The 16,333-nt window shown below is 61.8% G+C and carries 14 protein-coding genes; 9 read left to right on the top strand and 5 right to left on the bottom strand.

Going from position 1 to position 16,333, the window contains the following annotated elements; genetic code table 11:
- Positions 1 to 38: 38 nt before the first annotated feature.
- Entirely contained in the window at positions 39 to 551 is a 513-nt protein-coding gene (locus BM017_RS06935; RefSeq protein ID WP_092242227.1) for a glycine cleavage system transcriptional repressor, read from the bottom strand.
- A 266-nt stretch (positions 552 to 817) separates the two neighbouring features.
- Between BM017_RS06935 and BM017_RS06930 the strand changes: the two genes are divergently transcribed.
- Positions 818 to 2,995 (top strand): malate synthase G, encoded by a 2,178-nt coding sequence (locus BM017_RS06930; RefSeq protein WP_092242225.1) that lies wholly within the window; start codon positions 818 to 820, stop codon positions 2,993 to 2,995.
- Between the two features lie 149 nt (positions 2,996 to 3,144).
- On the opposite strand, the gene BM017_RS06925 is transcribed toward BM017_RS06930, so the two are convergent.
- Positions 3,145 to 3,591, bottom strand: a complete 447-nt coding sequence (locus tag BM017_RS06925; RefSeq protein WP_058426679.1) for a response regulator — start codon at positions 3,589 to 3,591, stop codon at positions 3,145 to 3,147.
- A gap of 246 nt (positions 3,592 to 3,837) precedes the next feature.
- On the opposite strand from BM017_RS06925, the gene BM017_RS06920 reads away from it, so the two are divergent.
- From BM017_RS06920 to BM017_RS06885, 8 genes are all read left to right on the top strand, one after another.
- Entirely contained in the window at positions 3,838 to 5,760 is a 1,923-nt protein-coding gene (locus BM017_RS06920) for a putative nucleotidyltransferase substrate binding domain-containing protein (RefSeq protein WP_170856044.1), read from the top strand.
- Complete coding sequence (locus BM017_RS06915) at positions 5,757 to 6,464, top strand: 3'-5' exonuclease (protein WP_092242222.1); 708 nt, start codon at positions 5,757 to 5,759, stop codon at positions 6,462 to 6,464. Before BM017_RS06920 ends, BM017_RS06915 begins: the two co-directional genes overlap by 4 nt.
- 133 nt (positions 6,465 to 6,597) lie before the next feature.
- Positions 6,598 to 7,116: an RNA polymerase sigma factor gene (locus BM017_RS06910; protein WP_092242219.1), complete on the top strand. Its 519-nt coding sequence runs from the start codon at positions 6,598 to 6,600 to the stop codon at positions 7,114 to 7,116.
- Entirely contained in the window at positions 7,113 to 8,093 is a 981-nt protein-coding gene (locus BM017_RS06905; RefSeq protein ID WP_092242217.1) for a FecR domain-containing protein, read from the top strand. The genes BM017_RS06910 and BM017_RS06905 overlap by 4 nt, the downstream gene beginning before the upstream one ends.
- An 86-nt stretch (positions 8,094 to 8,179) precedes the next feature.
- On the top strand, positions 8,180 to 10,609 hold the full coding sequence (locus tag BM017_RS06900) for a TonB-dependent siderophore receptor (RefSeq protein ID WP_092242215.1): 2,430 nt from the start codon (positions 8,180 to 8,182) through the stop codon (positions 10,607 to 10,609).
- Between the two features lie 63 nt (positions 10,610 to 10,672).
- Positions 10,673 to 11,767, top strand: coding sequence for a PepSY-associated TM helix domain-containing protein (locus BM017_RS06895; RefSeq protein WP_092242212.1), 1,095 nt, complete (start codon positions 10,673 to 10,675; stop codon positions 11,765 to 11,767).
- On the top strand, positions 11,764 to 11,940 hold the full coding sequence (locus tag BM017_RS06890; RefSeq protein WP_092242210.1) for a hypothetical protein: 177 nt from the start codon (positions 11,764 to 11,766) through the stop codon (positions 11,938 to 11,940). The genes BM017_RS06895 and BM017_RS06890 overlap by 4 nt, the downstream gene beginning before the upstream one ends.
- A gap of 34 nt (positions 11,941 to 11,974) precedes the next feature.
- Positions 11,975 to 12,604 carry a glutathione S-transferase family protein gene (locus BM017_RS06885; protein WP_092242207.1) on the top strand — a complete coding sequence of 210 codons (630 nt, stop codon included), beginning with the start codon at positions 11,975 to 11,977 and terminating at the stop codon, positions 12,602 to 12,604.
- A gap of 186 nt (positions 12,605 to 12,790) precedes the next feature.
- Here the strand turns inward: BM017_RS06885 and creD are convergent, their stop codons facing one another.
- The 3 genes from creD to creB are packed head-to-tail and all read right to left on the bottom strand — an operon-like array spanning position 12,791 to position 16,324.
- Complete coding sequence (gene creD / locus BM017_RS06880; RefSeq protein ID WP_092242204.1) at positions 12,791 to 14,164, bottom strand: cell envelope integrity protein CreD; 1,374 nt, start codon at positions 14,162 to 14,164, stop codon at positions 12,791 to 12,793.
- A gap of 52 nt (positions 14,165 to 14,216) precedes the next feature.
- Positions 14,217 to 15,656: a two-component system sensor histidine kinase CreC gene (creC, locus tag BM017_RS06875; protein ID WP_092242201.1), complete on the bottom strand. Its 1,440-nt coding sequence runs from the start codon at positions 15,654 to 15,656 to the stop codon at positions 14,217 to 14,219.
- Positions 15,656 to 16,324, bottom strand: a complete 669-nt coding sequence (gene creB / locus BM017_RS06870) for a two-component system response regulator CreB (protein WP_092242198.1) — start codon at positions 16,322 to 16,324, stop codon at positions 15,656 to 15,658. The genes creC and creB overlap by 1 nt, the downstream gene beginning before the upstream one ends.
- Between the last annotated feature and the right edge of the window lie 9 nt (positions 16,325 to 16,333).

The raw sequence follows: 16,333 nt of genomic DNA, 5'->3' as shown, positions 1-16,333 counted from the left end.
GCCCATGCAAGATTTCCATGCATAACCCTGTGGGCCGATTATTCCTCGTGATGCAGTTCCACCATCAGATCGTCCGCCAGGGTTTCCAGGGTCAACTGCAAGGCATCTAGGGATAACGCTGCCGGCACCTGCAGCAGCGCTTCAGCAGTAAACAACGGATCACCGCTCATGGGCGCCGGGCGCACGTCCGTGCTCAGGCTCTCCAGGTTCACGCCCTGCTTGCTCAGCAGCGCCGTAATCTCGCGCACAATACCCGCACGGTCATTGCCCACCAGCGTCATCATGATCGACTTGGAGGCCGAGGCCTGCCCGCTGCTGCCTTCGCCCACCAGCACGCGAATGCCATGTGTGGATAAGTCCTCCAGCGCGCCGACCAGCGCCTGACGGTTCTCTGTTGGAACGCTGACCCGCAGGATCCCGGCAAATTGCCCGGCCATGTGCGCCATGCGGCTTTCCAGCCAGTTGCCACCGTGGGTGGCAATATTCTGCGCGATGCGTTCAACCAGGCCGGGTTTGTCGGCGGCGATAATTGTGAGTACAAGATGGTCCATGGCGAAGCCCTCTGAATTCAATCTACAAGGTGGACTCGGAAGCCCTCGAAAACAAATCGTGTACCATTTTTATATTTATCTGGAACAATCCAATAGTTTTTTGAGAACATCCGGTTCTCCGCTGTGACCGTACGACCAAAGTGGGTCGCTAAACGACGTATTTAGTCTAATTTTCACAACCGCAAGTCATCATGTAGTATGCCCAACCGTGCACTACATAATGAAAATCTGAAAAAGCGCATAAGCTCCGCAGAGTGAGGCAAGCAATGACTGAACACGTTCAAGTCGGTGGCCTGCAGGTCGCCAAAGTCCTGTTCGACTTCGTGAACAACGAAGCCATTCCCGGTACCGGCATCACTGCCGACCAGTTCTGGGCCGGTGCCGACAAGGTCATCCACGACCTGGCACCGAAGAACAAAGCCCTACTCGCCAAACGCGACGATTTCCAAGCGCGGATCGATACCTGGCACCAGACTCACGCAGGTAAGGCGCACGACCCGGTGGCTTACAAAGCCTTCCTGCAAGACATTGGATACCTGCTGCCAGAAGCCGCGGATTTCCAGGCCACGACCCAAAACGTCGATGACGAGATCGCCCGCATGGCCGGCCCGCAGCTGGTGGTGCCCGTGATGAACGCGCGCTTTGCCCTCAACGCCTCGAATGCGCGTTGGGGCTCGTTGTATGACGCCCTGTACGGCACCGACGCCATCAGCGAAGCCGACGGCGCCGAGAAGGGCCAGGGCTACAACAAAGTCCGTGGCGACAAAGTGATCGCCTTCGCCCGCGCCTTCCTTGATGAAGCCGCACCGCTCAGCGCCGGCAGCCATGTGGATTCGACCGGCTACAAGATCGTCGATGGCACGCTGATCGTCAGCCTCAAGGGCGGCAGCAACAGCGGCCTGCGCGACGACGCACAACTGATCGGCTTCCAGGGTGACAGCGCCCAGCCGATTGCGATCCTGTTGAAACACAACGGCCTGCACTTCGAAATCCAGATCGACGCCAACACCCCGGTCGGCCAGACCGACGCCGCCGGCGTCAAAGACGTGCTGGTGGAAGCCGCGCTGACCACCATCATGGACTGCGAAGACTCCGTCGCCGCTGTGGATGCCGACGATAAAGTGGTGATCTACCGCAACTGGCTCGGCCTGATGAAGGGCGACCTGGCCGAAGAAGTGTCCAAGGGCGGCAAGACCTTCACCCGGACCATGAACGCCGACCGCGTGTACACCGGCGTAAATGGCCAGGACGTGACGCTGCATGGCCGTTCGCTGCTGTTCGTACGCAACGTGGGTCATCTGATGACCATCGACGCGATCCTCGACAAAGACGGCAACGAAGTGCCGGAAGGCATTCTCGACGGGCTGATCACCAGCCTGGCCGCGATCCACAGCCTCAACGGCAACAGCAGCCGCAAGAACAGCCGCACCGGTTCCGTGTACATCGTGAAACCAAAGATGCACGGCCCGGAAGAAGCCGCGTTCACCAACGAGCTGTTCGGCCGTATCGAAGACGTGCTGAAGCTGCCACGCAATACGCTGAAAGTCGGGATCATGGACGAGGAACGCCGCACCACGGTCAACCTCAAGGCCTGCATCAAGGCCGCCAGCGAGCGCGTGGTGTTTATCAACACCGGCTTCCTCGACCGTACCGGCGACGAGATCCACACCTCCATGGAAGCCGGCGCGATGGTGCGCAAGGCGGCGATGAAGGCGGAAAAATGGATCGGCGCCTACGAAAACTGGAACGTCGATATTGGTTTGAGCACCGGGCTGCAAGGCCGTGCGCAGATCGGTAAAGGCATGTGGGCGATGCCCGACCTGATGGCGGCGATGCTCGAACAGAAAATCGCCCACCCACTGGCCGGCGCCAATACCGCGTGGGTGCCATCGCCTACGGCGGCGGCGCTGCACGTGTTGCACTACCACAAGGTCGACGTGTTCGCCCGCCAGGCCGAGCTGGCCAAGCGCGAGCGCGCGTCGGTGGACGACATCCTGACCATTCCCCTGGCCAGCAAGACCGATTGGTCTGACGAAGAGATCCGCAACGAGCTGGACAACAACGCCCAGGGCATCCTGGGTTATGTCGTCCGCTGGATCGACCAGGGCGTCGGCTGCTCGAAAGTGCCGGACATCAACGATGTGGGCCTGATGGAAGACCGCGCCACCCTGCGTATCTCCAGCCAGCACATCGCCAACTGGCTGCGCCACGGCATCGTCGACGAAGCCCAGGTGATGGAAAGCCTCAAGCGCATGGCGCCGGTGGTGGACCGTCAGAATGCCGGGGACAAGTTGTATCGTCCGCTGGCGCCGGATTTCGACAGCAACATCGCGTTCCAGGCAGCGGTGGAGTTGGTGATTGAAGGGACCAAGCAGCCGAACGGGTACACCGAGCCGGTGTTGCACCGTCGGCGTCGGGAGTTCAAGGCTAAAAACGGCCTGTAAATCAAAAAGCCCTGATCGAGAGATCGGGGCTTTTTCTTTGGGGTTGTGGTGGCTGAACTGGCGCTATCGGGGGCAAGCCCCCTCCCACAACTAATAGAACATGTGGGAGGGGGCTTGCCCCCGATGAGGCCGTTATAGACACCGCAGAATCAGGACGCCATCCCCAACTCCCGCTTCACCATCTTTGCCAATTTCACGCTATCAATCGGCTTGAGCAAAAAGTCCACTACGCTCAAGTGCATCGCATCGATCACGTCCGGCGCTTCGGCGTCCCCCGACATGATGATGATCGGCAACGCCGCCCGGGTGGATTCACGCACTTGTCGGATCAGTTCCAGGCCATTGCTGGGCGCCATGCGCAGGTCAGTGATCAACAAACCGATAGAGCTGCTGGACTTCAACAAATCCCACGCCGCCTCACCACTGTCGGCTGTCATGCAGCGAATACCGTCCAGCCCCAGGATTTCCGCCAGCAGTTCACGCGCGTCCTTGTCATCGTCAACAATCAACACGCGTTGTGGCGGTAAATCAGGCTCCAGCATCACGGCGCTCAGCGCCTCACGCTCGGCATCGCTCAAAATATCGTGGTCGGACATACGGTTCTCAGCAATTCTCATCTAGCTCCCAGCACACTCGTCAGACATCTGCGGAAGGGCGATCAATGTGCACTTCGTCGGAAAGTTTGACTAGTGGGTGTTCTACGGGGTTTGGACGATAGTCATGTAAGGTTTTTCCCTAGTTCTATGGTGTTTTCAGCGACCTAGACTTACGTCCAATGGGCACCCGCTGCGCAGGAGTCGACCATGAGGGACGATAACGACAAAAAAACTGCGGTCACTGTTATGAGTAAAGCTGATGCCTACGCCCAGGCGGGGAAAACTGCTGTACTGCAAAATATCCACGGCACCCTGCAATTCCTGCAACGTTTCCCGCCGTTCAACCAGATGGAAAACGCGCACCTGGCGTTTTTGGTGGAACAGTGCCAGTTACGCTTCTACAGCCCCGGCGACAGCATCCTCAAACCGTCGGGCGGCCCGGTAGAGCATTTTTATATCGTCAAGCAGGGTCGCGTCGTGGGCGAGCGGCCGGACAGCGCCGAAACCACTTTTGAAATCACCACGGGCGAATGCTTCCCCCTGGCAGCCCTGCTCGGCGAACGGGCCACCCGCACCGAGCACAAGGCCGCCGAAGACACCTTCTGCCTGCAACTGAACAAACCGGCGTTTATCAAGCTGTTCGCGCTGTCCAGCCCGTTTCGCGACTTTGCCCTGCGCGGCGTCAGCAGCCTGTTGGACCAGGTCAACCAGCAAGTGCAGCAAAAGGCGGTGGAAACCCTCGGCACTCAATACTCCCTGAACACTCGCCTGGGTGAATTGGCCATGCGCCACCCGGTAACGTGCAGCCCCACCACACCGCTGCGCGAGGCCGTTACGCTGATGCATGAGCAGCAGGTGGGCAGTATCGTGATCGTCGATGAACACAAAGCGCCCCTGGGGATTTTCACCCTGCGCGACCTGCGCCAGGTGGTGGCCGATGGCACCAGCGATTTCAGCCGGGCCATTGAAGGCCATATGACCCAGGCACCGTTTTTCCTGACCCCGGACCACAGCGCCTTCGACGCGGCCATCGCCATGACCGAGCGGCATATCGCCCATGTGTGCCTGGTCAAGGAGCAGCGCTTGTGCGGCGTGGTGTCCGAACGCGACCTGTTTTCCCTGCAACGGGTAGACCTGGTGCACCTGGCGCGCACCATCCGCAACGCACCGCGGGTAGACAACCTGGTGGCGATTCGCGGCGAAATCGGCCAATTGGTGGAGCGCATGCTGGCACATGGTGCGTCGTCCACCCAGATCACCCACATCATTACGCTGCTCAACGACCACACCGTGTGCCGGGTGATCGAATTGACCCTGGCCGAGAAAGGCGACCCCGGCGTGCCATTCAGCTGGCTGTGCTTTGGCAGCGAAGGCCGGCGCGAGCAGACGCTGTATACCGACCAGGACAACGGCATCCTGTTCGATGCCAAGGACGCCGCCGAAGCGGCCGAGATGCGTGGCCGGCTGCTGCCGCTGGCGCAGCAGATCAACCAGAGCCTGGCGCTCTGCGGGTTCAGCTTGTGCAAGGGCAATATCATGGCCGGCAACCCGGAGTTGTGCCTGTCGCGGGCTGAGTGGGCGCGCCGTTTCGCAGCGTTTATCCGCGAGGCCACGCCGGAGAATCTGCTGGGTTCCAGTATCTATTTCGATCTGCGGGTGGTGTGGGGCGACGAGCGTGGCTGCGAGCAACTGCGCCAGGGCATTCTGGATCAGGTCGCGGACAACCGGTTGTTCCAACGCATGCTGGCCGAGAACGCGTTGCGCCAGCGCCCACCTGTAGGACGCTTCCGCGAGTTTGTGCTGACCCGTAAAGGGGGCGAGAAAGCCACCCTCGACCTCAAGGTGCAGGGCCTTACGCCATTTGTGGACGGCGCGCGCCTGCTGGCCCTGGCCAATGGCATCCACGCCAACAACACCCTGGAGCGCCTGCGCCAACTGGTGGTCAAGGAAGTGATCGAGCCCCTGGACGGCGCCGCCTACGAAGAGGCCTACCACTTTATCCAGCAAACCCGCATGCAGCAGCACCAGTTGCAGACCCGCGAGAACCAGCCGTATTCCAACCGCGTCGACCCCGACAGCCTCAACCATCTGGACCGGCGCATCCTGCGGGAATCTCTGCGCCAGGCCCAACGCCTGCAAAGCAGCCTGACGTTGCGGTATCAGCTGTGAGCTTGTTCAACTGGCTGCGTACGAAAAAACCGGGGCTCGACAGCACGCAACAACAGCGCCTGGAGCGACTGTGCAAGCCTTCGCCTCTAGGCAACGAACCTTTGCGCAGCCAGCGCTGGGTGGTGGTGGACCTGGAAACCAGTGGCCTGAACCTCAATCGCGACCAGGTGCTGTCCATCGGCGCGGTGGTGATCGAGGACGGCGCGGTGGACTTCTCCCAGATGTTCGAACGCACCCTGCAACGCGCCGAGACCAGACTCAGCCCCAGCGTACTGATCCACGGCCTCGGCCCCAGTGCCATTGCCGCCGGCAGCGACCCGGCCGAGGCACTGCTGGATTTCATGGAGTTCGTCGGCGACAGCCCTTTGCTGGCCTTCCATGCGCCATTCGATCAACACATGCTGTGCCGGGCGCTCAAGGACAGCCTGGGTTACCGCCTGGCCCACCCGTTCCTGGACGTGGCCGACATCGCCCCTTTGCTGTGCCCCGACGCGCATATCCGCGAGGCCGGGCTGGACGACTGGATCAACCATTTCAACCTGCACGTGGGCGAGCGCCATCACGCCAGCGCCGATGCCCTGGCCACGGCGGAGCTGATGCTGATCCTGTTCAGCCGCGCACGGGCGCAGCACATCGACACGCCACAAGCACTGCTAGAGCGTTTGAGCCAATGGAAACGGCGTAAACACGCGCCCTCTTTCTAAGGCCGCCGATCCTTGTGGTGAGCAGGCTTGCCCCGGTACAAACCGACAGACGCCAATTGCGCCCACCCCACGGCTCTGACACAATCGCGAATAATTCTCGTTAGTTTAAACATCGCGTTTACCAGGTGATGCCTTGTCGTCGATCCAGAACCCACGCAGTGAGCTTGTTGGTGCGTTGTATCGCGACCATCGTGGCTGGCTGTTGGCCTGGCTTCGACGCAACGTCGCCTGCCCGAGCCGTGCCGAGGATTTGAGCCAGGACACCTTCATACGTCTGCTCGGCCGTGATGAGCTGCGCGAACCCCGCGAGCCACGGGCCTTTCTGGTGGCGATCGCCAAGGGCCTGTTGTTCGACTACTTCCGCCGCGCCGCCCTGGAGCAGGCGTATCTCACCGAACTGATGCTGATCCCGGAAAGCGAACATCCCTCGCCGGAAGAACAGCAACTGATCCTCGAAGACCTCAAGGCCATCGACCGTCTGCTCGGCAAGCTGTCGAGCAAGGCCCGCGCCGCCTTCCTCTATAACCGCCTCGACGGCCTGGGCCACGCGGAAATCGCCCAGCGCCTGGGCGTATCGGTACCCCGGGTGCGCCAGTACCTGGCCCAGGGCATTCGCCAGTGCTACATCGCGCTGTATGGCGAGCCGCTGTGACGGTGATCAGTTCCAAACCCGTGTCGGCCCGCGTGCTGGATGCGGCGATTGCCTGGCAGCTGTCCCTTGATTCAGGCGACGGCAGCGCCATTGAGCGCGAAGAGTTCGATAAATGGCTGGCCAGCGATGAAGAGCACGCCCGCGCCTGGCACCAACTGGGCATGCTCGACCAGCGTTTCAGCATGGCCTCGGGCCCGGCGCGGGTGGCGTTGTTGCAATCGCGCGAAGGCATTCGCCAACGCGTGCGCAAGCTGGGCAGTGGGCTGGCGAGCATTGCACTGGTGATCGGCCTGGCGTTGTTTGCCGGCGAGCGCTATGTGCCGATCCACTATTGGCTGGCCGACCAACGTACCGCCACGGGTGAACAGCGCACGCTGAAGCTGGCGGACGGTACGCTGATCAACCTCAATACCCACAGCGCCATCGACGTGCGTTTTGATGAAAAACGTCGCCTGATCGTATTGCAGGAAGGCGAGATCCTGGTCGAGACCGGCCATAACGATGCCCGCCCGTTCTATGTGCAAACCCGCGACGGCAGCCTGCGGGCGTTGGGCACGCGGTTCATCGTCAAGCGCGAAGACGACGCCACGCGCTTGAGCGTGCTGCAATCGGCGGTGGCCGCCCAGCCCGAGGCGCTGCATCAGGAGCAAATCTTCAAGGCCGGCCAGCAAGTGCTGATGCGCAGCGACGGCCTCGGCCCACTGCTGGCCGTTACCCCCGCCACCGACGCCTGGACCCGCGGCATGCTGGTGGTGGACAACGCCCGCCTGGGCGATGTGATCGAGGAATTGAGCCGCTACCGCACCGGTTACCTGGGTGTGGATAAAAACGTGGCCGACCTGCGCATCACTGGCAGCTTCCCATTGCGCGACACCACGCTGGCGCTTAATGCGCTGCTGCCGACCCTGCCGGTGCAGATCGAGCAGCACACGCCGTGGTGGGTGACGGTGACTGGCAAGGCACCTGCCGCCAAATAAAAAAATATTTCCCCCCGCCCTATCACTTTCTGATTCTCGTTCGGCACATAGGCAATTGCGAATTACTTCCATTCAGGAGCCGCCCTATGTCCCGCACGCTAGACACCTTGTTGCGCCCCAGCCTGTTAGCCGTGGCCATTGCCCTCGGCGCCCCGCTGGCCAGCACGTCGCTGATCGCCGCCGAACAGGCGTCCAGCGTGCGCGCCTACAACCTGCCGGCGGCGCCACTGGCCAGCACCCTGAACCAGATTGCCAGCCAGGGCGGCCTGGCACTGACCCTCAGCCCGGCACTGGCATCGGGCAAGACCTCGGCGCCGGTCCAGGGCCAGTTCGACGCACCCGGCGCGCTGCGTGAGGCGTTGCGAGGGACGGGACTGCAGTTGGAACAAAGCAGTGCGGGAACCTACACCCTGGTGGCAATTCCGGAAGGCGTCGTAGCGTTGCCGACCACCAATATCACCGGCCAGGACAGCTATGAAAGCGCCTGGGGCCCGGTCGACGGCTACCTGGCCAAGCGCACTGCCGCCGGCACCAAGACCGACACCGCGTTGGTCGAGGCGCCGCGTTCGATCTCGGTTGCCACGCGCCAGCAGATGCAGGACCGCAACGTGCAGAACCTGGACGATGCGGTCAAATACATGCCCGGCATCGTGTCCGCCAGCTACGGCAGCGACACCCGCTACGACTGGATGCGCGTGCGCGGCTTCGAACCAACCCAGTTCCTCGACGGCCTGCCGCTGCCACGCGGTGTGTACGCCAACCCGAAAGCCGAAACCTGGAACCTCGACCGCCTCGCCCTGCTGCGCGGCCCGGCCTCGTCGATCTACGGCCAGACCCCGCCGGGCGGTTTGCTGGACATGGTCAGCCGCCGCCCCAGTGCTGAATCGAGCAATGCCGTACAGGTGCAATACGGCAGCGACAACTACCGCCAGATCAACTTCGCCAGCACCGGCAAGATCGATGACGAAGGCCAGTTCCTCTATGGCCTCAGCGGCGTGGTGCGGGATGCCGGCACCCAGGTCGACCACATCGATAACAAGCGCTACAACATTGCGCCCAGCCTGACCTGGAACATCGACCCGGACACCAAGCTGACCTTCCTGTCGCAGTTCACTCGTGACGATACGGGGGCCACCAGTCAGTTCCTGCCTATCGTGGGCACCAAGATCAAATCGCCATTGGGCGATGTGTCCCACCACAAGAACCTGGGCGACCCGGACTACGAGTTTTACGACCGCACCTATTACGCGTTGGGCTATGCGTTCGAGCACCGCTTCAACGACACCTGGCAGTTCAAACAGAACCTGCGCTACACCAAGTCGGAGCTGTCGTTCCAGCAACTGACCGTGGGCGCTTATGCCTATTACCCGGTTGACGCTGCCGGTAACATTGGCCGCACCTCGACCAACGTCGACGAGAACATCGGCCAGTTCGCAGTCGACAACAACTTCCAGGCAGACTTCGCCACCGGCGATGTCACGCATACCCTGCTGCTGGGCCTGGATCACCAGCGTACCGATACGTCATACCTGTCGATCTACGGCGGAGCAGGCACCGTCAACATCTTCAATCCTGTAAACACCACGCCGGTCGTACGTCCTCCACGCTCCGATGCGTATTACGATTACAACCAGAAAACCATCCAGACCGGCCTCTACGTACAAGACCAGATGGCCTTGGACAATTGGCGCCTGACCCTGGGCGGTCGTGAAGACTGGGTCCATCAGGGCACGACCTACTTCAATAAGAACGACGTCACCAACACCGACCGCAGCAAGAACTTCAGTGGCAACGCAGCGTTGAGCTATGTGTTCGACTCGGGCTTTGTGCCGTACTTGTCCTACGCTGAATCTTTCCAGCCAGCGAGCAACGCCAGCGTAGACCCACTCAAATCGTACAAGCCAACCGAAGGCAAGCAGTGGGAACTCGGGATCAAGTACCAGCCACCCGGTTCCAACACCCTGTTGAGTGCGGCGGTGTATGACCTGACCCAGAAAAACGTGCTGGTCACCAGCACAGGTGCAGGCGGCCAGGCGGTCACCGACCAGACCGGCGAAGTGAAAGTCAAAGGCCTGGAGTTGGAAGCCGTGTCTGACGTGACCGAAAACCTCAAGGTGATCGCCGCCTACACACTGGCCAAATCCGAAGTCCAAAAAGGCGACTTCAAAGGTAACCGCCTGCAACTGATGCCAAATCAGCAAGCGTCGCTCTGGACCGACTACACCTGGCACACCGGTGTACTGGACGGCTTCGGTATCGGCTTCGGCGCGCGCTACACCGGCAACACCTACGGCGACCAGGGCAACACCTGGCTCGGCAAAGCCAACGCCTACACCGTTTTCGACGGTGCGGTGCATTACGACTTGGGTCGCCTGGACAACAGCCTCAAAGGCACCTCGGTCAAACTCAATGCCACTAACCTGTTCAACAAGGACTACATCTCCACCTGTGACGGTTCCTACTGCTACTTCGGCGACCAACGCAGCGTCGTCGCCAGTGCCACCTACCAGTGGTAATCGGCTGAGTTAACCACCGGGCCGCCCCAATGGGCGGCTTTGGTGTGTCTGAAGGTTGAAAACATGAAAAGCAAAACCATCCGCCGCTGGTCCTTCATCCACACCTGGACCAGCCTGATCTGCACGGTATTCCTGCTGCTGCTCGCGCTCACCGGCCTGCCGCTGGTGTTTCACCACGAGATCGACCACCTGCTGGGCAACGAGCCCGAGCTGGCGCAGATGCCCGCCGACACGCCGCAGCTCAACCTGGAGCAACTGGTCAGCGCCGCGCAGGCCTATCGCCCCGGCGACGCCATGCAGTACCTGGCCTGGGACGAAGATGACAAGAACGGCGTGATCGCGATCATGGCCGCCACCGCCGGCACCGAACCCAACTCGTCGCACACCTTCCTGCTCGACGCGCGCACCGGCCAAGCCATGGAAACCCCGGCGGCCAACGGCGGGTTCACGATGTTCCTGCTGCGCTTGCATGTGGATATGTTCGCTGGCCTGCCGGGCAAGTTGCTGCTGGCGTTCATGGGGGTTCTGTTTGTGCTGGCGATTATCTCCGGCACGGTGCTGTACCTGCCGTTCATGCGCCGCCTGAAGTTCGCCACCGTACGCCAGGACAAGTCCACCCGCCTGCGCTGGCTCGACCTGCACAACCTGATCGGCGTGGTCACCCTGACCTGGGCGCTGGTGGTGGGCGTGACCGGCGTGATCAGCGCCTGCGCCGACCTGATCATCGCCGCCTGGCGCCAGGACAGCCTCAGCGCCATGATCGAGCCTTACAAAAACGCCCCGCCCCTGACTCAACACGCACCGGCCACCGAGCTGCTGGCGATTGCCGCCAAGGCCGCCCCCGGCATGGAGCCGGACTTCATCGCCTTCCCCGGCACACGCTTTTCCAGCGAACACCATTACGCGGTGTTCATGAAAGGCAGCACCCACCTCACCTCGCATTTGCTCACGCCGGTACTGATCGACGCCAGCACCCTGGCTGTCACCGCCGTCGCCGAACGGCCTTGGTACATGGACGCCATGGGCATGTCCCAGCCGCTGCACTTTGGCGATTACGGCGGCATGCCGATGAAGATCCTGTGGGCGGTGTTGGATGGGCTGACCATCATCGTGCTGGTGAGCGGGATCTACCTGTGGATCGTAAGGCGCCGAACATGAAGCCACGTCAGTCGAGTTTCTGGAAGGTCTTCGGGATCCCTCTGGGGATCGGCCTGCTCAGCGCCGCCGGATTGTTTGCGGCGCTGCTCGGGGATGGGCTGTGGGATTCGCTCAGTTGGCTCGGGCTGGGCATCCCCGCTGCAATTGGTACTTGGGCCTTGATCAAACGGTGAGATAGATTAGCGCAGCCCATTCAGAGGAATGCCCATGTCCGCTCCCAGCATGACCTTGTTCCACAACCCCGCGTCACCGTTCGTTCGTAAGGTTCGCGTGCTGCTGGCTGAAACCGGCCAGCAGGATCGCGTCGCCCTGTACGGCTGCATGCCGACCCCGGTCAACCCGGATGCGCAGGTGGTAGAAGGCAACCCCGTGGGCAAGATCCCGGCCCTGCGCCTGGCCGACGGTTCAGTACTGCACGACAGCCGGGTGATCCTCGATTACTTCGACCACCAGCACGTCGGCACCCCGCTGATCCCCCGCGACGGCTCGGCCCGCTGGCGCCGCCTGACCCTGGCCTCGATGGCCGATGGCATCATGGATGCCGCCGTGCTGGTGCGCTACGAAACCGCCCTGCGCCCGGCAGAAAAACACTGGGACCAGTGGCTCGACGAACAGCGCAACAAGATCCGTCGCACCCTCGCCGAGCTGGAAGCCGACGCGATTGCCGAGCTGGCCAGCCATTTCGATATCGCCGCCATCAGCGTGGCTTGTGCCCTGGGTTACCTCGACTTCCGCCACCCGGATATGCAATGGCGCCTGGACAACCCGCAGCTTGCCGCCTGGTACGCCGAGGTCAGCCAGCGGCCTTCGATGCTGCAGACCCAGCCACCGACCTGATGTTCACACCGACCCCATGTGGGAGCGGGCTTGCCCGCGATCGCGGTATGTCATTCAGCACAGCTGTTTCTGAACCACCGCTATCGCGGGCAAGCCCACTCCCACATTGAACGGCGGTGGTATTGAGGAATGTAGCGATCCTTGCGGCTAATTGCGCCCCCACTTGCTGATCCTCGCGTAACCCGATCATTGCACCGCCTCCAGGTCAAACATCAACGGCTCGGCCGCCTTGCGCTTGCCCACGCCATACCAGTCCAACTTGCGCGTCAACACCATCACCGTGCCCAGCAGGCCGAACAGCAGCAACGAACCCATCAGCAACGCGTAGTCCTCGGCACTCAATAACCCGTACAGCAAGCCATACAACGCCGCCAACCCCGCCGAGAAGCCCAGCCCGTGCGCCACGCTGCGCAGCACATGGCACACATAGAAGCCGATCAACAGCACACAGGCACTGGCCGAGGTCAGGTAGGCCAGGGCAAAGCCTATGTGCTCGGACAACGACAACAACAGCAGGTAGAAGAACGCCAGCGCAAAGCCCACCAACGCGTACTGCACCGGGTGCACCGCCAGGCTCTTGAGCACTTCGAACAGGAAGAAGCCGGCAAAGGTCAGGGCGATGAACAGCAGCGCATATTTGATCGCACGGTCGCTCTTGAGGTACTGGTCCACCGGATCGATGAAGTTCACGCCGAAGCTGCGGTTGTTGAAGTCATTGCAGCCCTGCCCGTCCAGGCAGGTTTGCAGAGCCTGTTCGAGGTTGGTGGAGAAGAATGAGGTCTGCCAGTTGGCGGTAAACCCCTTATCGGTGACCTCACGTTGCGCCGGCAGGAAATTGCCGATAAAGCTGGGGTGCGGCCAGTTGGAGGTGAGTGATACCTGGCTGGTCTTGCCCACCGGCACCACTTGCAATTGCTCGGTGCCTTGCAGGCGCAGGTCGAAGGCAAAGTCCACGACACTGGGCTTTTTGCTGTCCTGCTCCGGCAGCGTCACGTGCACGCCTTCACCCAGCCAGTCCACCTGGGAGCCCGGTTCGAACTCCAGCTGCTGGCTGCCCAGCTCCAGCTTCAACGCATTTTCGATGCCGCGAATATCGCTGATGCCCACTGCGAGAAACGCCGGTTCAAAGCGGTAATCGGCGAAGTCTTCGGTGATACCCAACTGCGCGGGCAATTCGAAACGTCCGCTGATACGGTTGTCGGCGTGGAACAGCCGCGCCTGGTAGATGCCCCGTGCGCGCAGTTCGGTCTGCACCTTGCCGTCGAGTTCAAAACGGTCCGGCAGGAAATACAGCCGGCCGCGCTCTTCACGGATGACTTCGTAGCGTTTGTTGAGTTTTTCGTTGAGCTTCCACTCGCGGACGGTCTTGCGATACGGCACCACCATCACCGGGCCGGTGAGGCGCTGGGCGTAGCTGGAGCTGCGGGCGATGTCCATCAGGACGCCATCGCGCAGTTGCTGGCGGTCGCTGATGATGCCGTTGATCATCAGCAACGGAATCAGCAACAGCAGGATCAGCAGCGCAATCGCGCCAAGTTTGAAAAGCAGGCTGCGGTTCATGGGTCTCTCCCTGTTTGGATGGAGGAGAGTCTGGGCAGCCTGTGTGGGAGATTTATGTGGGCAATGTGGAGACTGTGTGGAGATGCAGCACCACTTGCACGCCGCCTTGCACGTTGCCGATCTGCAACGCGCCGCCGTGCAGCTTCATCACTTCCTCGACAAAGTTGAGGCCCAGGCCGGTGCTTTTGCGGCCACTGGCCGGGCGTGGCAGCGAGTAGAACCGTTCGCTCAGGCGCGGCAGGGCGTAGTCGGGAATCGGCGCAGCCTGGTTGAACAGGCTCACCTGTACGTCGTTGTGCCGGGTCTGCGCGCTGAATTTCAAGGTGCCGCCAGGCGGTGTGAAATCCAGGGCGTTATCCAGCAAGTTGCCCAGGGCCTGGCGCAGCAGAAAGGGTTCGCCGTACACCTTCACATCCGCCGCAATCGCCTGATCGACGTGCAACCCGGCGCCTTCGATCCGCGCACATTGCGCCTTGAGCACATCATCGACCATGGCTGCCAGCGGGATGCTCACCTGCTCTTCCAGGCCCTGGCGTTGCTCGACCTGCGCCAGGTTCAGCAGGCGTTCGATCAACTGCTGCAGGCGCGCGCTTTCACTGTCGATATTGCCGACGAAACGCTGCTGTTGCTCACGGGTCATGTCGCCCTGCAACAGCTCTGCCGCGCCGCGTATCGCGGCCAGCGGGCTCTTCAATTCGTGGGTCAGGGTGTGCACGTAGTGTTCGACGTAAGCCTTGCCTTCCAGTTGCGTGCGCATGTGCTCGACAGCGGTGGACAACTGCTTGAGTTCACCGCCACGGTAATGCGGCAGCTCGGCGCGCCGGCCCTCGCTGACCGCCTCGGCGTAGGCCGTCAAACGACGCAGCGCAACGCTCAGCCACCACGACAGCAGCGCGCCGAGCAACAGGCCGAGAATCACCAGGCCCGCGCCGTACCACAGCAGGCGCCGCTCGGTGCGGTCGACGTAGGGCTGCAACGAGCTGTTCGGCTTGGCCACGGTGACCACGCCAATGATCTGCCCGTTGTCACGGATCGGTGCACCCACGTGCATCACCGAGGAAGTGGGGTCATCCAGCTCGCTGCGAGTGGAACGCGCACCGTACTCGCCACGCAGGGTCAGGTACACGTCGTTCCACTTGGAATAGTCCTGCCCCACTGCTTCACCCGTGGAGTCGAGCAGCACGGTGCCCTTGGCGTCGGTCACGTAGATGCGGTGGTTGACCTGGTTCTTCGGCAATCCCCAGATGGTCGCGCCCGGCTGGCGATTGCCGTAGGCCTTGAGCAGTTCGGGCCAGTGGCTTTGGCCGAGGGTGCCGTTCTTCACGTCGTCGCGCAGGATTTCGGCCAGCAGGTTGGCGGTGTCCACCAGGGTTTCTTCGGTGGACTGGCGCACGCCAGGGCGGATTTCCTTCATCACGGTGCTGAGCACGAAGTAGCCGGTCAGGCCGATAAACAGCGCGTATACCAGGAAGATCCGCAGCCCCAGGCGCATCAGCTGTTGCCCGGGCTGTAGCTGTAGCCGAGGCCGCGGTGGGTCTGGATCGGCTCGGCGTCCGCAGCCACGCTGCGTAACTTGCTGCGCAGGCTTTTGATATGGCTGTCGATGTTGCGTTCGTAACCGGCATCCGCCGCCACGCCGACCGCGTCCAACAGCTGCTCGCGGCTGAATACACGTTCAGGCTGTTCCAGCAGGCTTTGCAGCAGGCGGAATTCGTGACGCGTGAGGCTCAATGGCTGGCCGCGATACATGATCTGCATGCGCTCCAGGTCTACCTGGAACACCACCGGCGCAGCTCCTGGGCCAATGCGCTTGAGGATCGCCCTGACCCGCGCCGTCACTTCCCGAGGACTGAAGGGCTTGACCACATAATCGTCGGCGCCGATTTCCAGCCCCACCACCCGATCGATCTCGCCATCCCGCGCGCTGAGGAACATCACCGGCACTTCGCTGAACCGGCGCAGTTGCTTGCAGGTTTCAAACCCGGTGATGTCCGGCAGGCCGATGTCGAGGATGATCAGGTCGGCCGGGGTCTGGCGTTGATGCTCCAACGCCGCCTGGCCAAGTGTCAGCCAGGTGGTGGTGAAGCCCTCGCCTTGCAGGGCGAATATCAGCGTGTCGGCTATCGCCGCTTCGTCTTCGACAATCAGGATGTGGGGCATGGTGGTCGG

It is taken from the genome of Pseudomonas sp. NFPP04 (genome assembly GCF_900113815.1).
In the GTDB taxonomy this organism is placed as follows: domain Bacteria; phylum Pseudomonadota; class Gammaproteobacteria; order Pseudomonadales; family Pseudomonadaceae; genus Aquipseudomonas; species Aquipseudomonas extremorientalis.
The sequence above is the reverse complement of the archived record's forward strand: the minus strand, read 5'-3'. Positions and strand labels throughout refer to the sequence as shown.

What these genes read in the sequence shown, in the direction of transcription:
- BM017_RS06920 (WP_170856044.1), top strand. Translation starts at nt 3,838, where the DNA reads ATGAGTAAAGCTGATGCCTACGCCCAGGCGGGGAAAACTGCTGTACTG.
- creB (WP_092242198.1), bottom strand. Translation starts at nt 16,324, where the DNA reads ATGCCCCACATCCTGATTGTCGAAGACGAAGCGGCGATAGCCGACACG.
- BM017_RS06895 (WP_092242212.1), top strand. Translation starts at nt 10,673, where the DNA reads ATGAAAAGCAAAACCATCCGCCGCTGGTCCTTCATCCACACCTGGACC.
- creC (WP_092242201.1), bottom strand. Translation starts at nt 15,656, where the DNA reads ATGCGCCTGGGGCTGCGGATCTTCCTGGTATACGCGCTGTTTATCGGC.
- BM017_RS06925 (WP_058426679.1), bottom strand. Translation starts at nt 3,591, where the DNA reads ATGTCCGACCACGATATTTTGAGCGATGCCGAGCGTGAGGCGCTGAGC.
- BM017_RS06885 (WP_092242207.1), top strand. Translation starts at nt 11,975, where the DNA reads ATGTCCGCTCCCAGCATGACCTTGTTCCACAACCCCGCGTCACCGTTC.
- creD (WP_092242204.1), bottom strand. Translation starts at nt 14,164, where the DNA reads ATGAACCGCAGCCTGCTTTTCAAACTTGGCGCGATTGCGCTGCTGATC.
- BM017_RS06935 (WP_092242227.1), bottom strand. Translation starts at nt 551, where the DNA reads ATGGACCATCTTGTACTCACAATTATCGCCGCCGACAAACCCGGCCTG.
- BM017_RS06900 (WP_092242215.1), top strand. Translation starts at nt 8,180, where the DNA reads ATGTCCCGCACGCTAGACACCTTGTTGCGCCCCAGCCTGTTAGCCGTG.
- BM017_RS06890 (WP_092242210.1), top strand. Translation starts at nt 11,764, where the DNA reads ATGAAGCCACGTCAGTCGAGTTTCTGGAAGGTCTTCGGGATCCCTCTG.
- BM017_RS06930 (WP_092242225.1), top strand. Translation starts at nt 818, where the DNA reads ATGACTGAACACGTTCAAGTCGGTGGCCTGCAGGTCGCCAAAGTCCTG.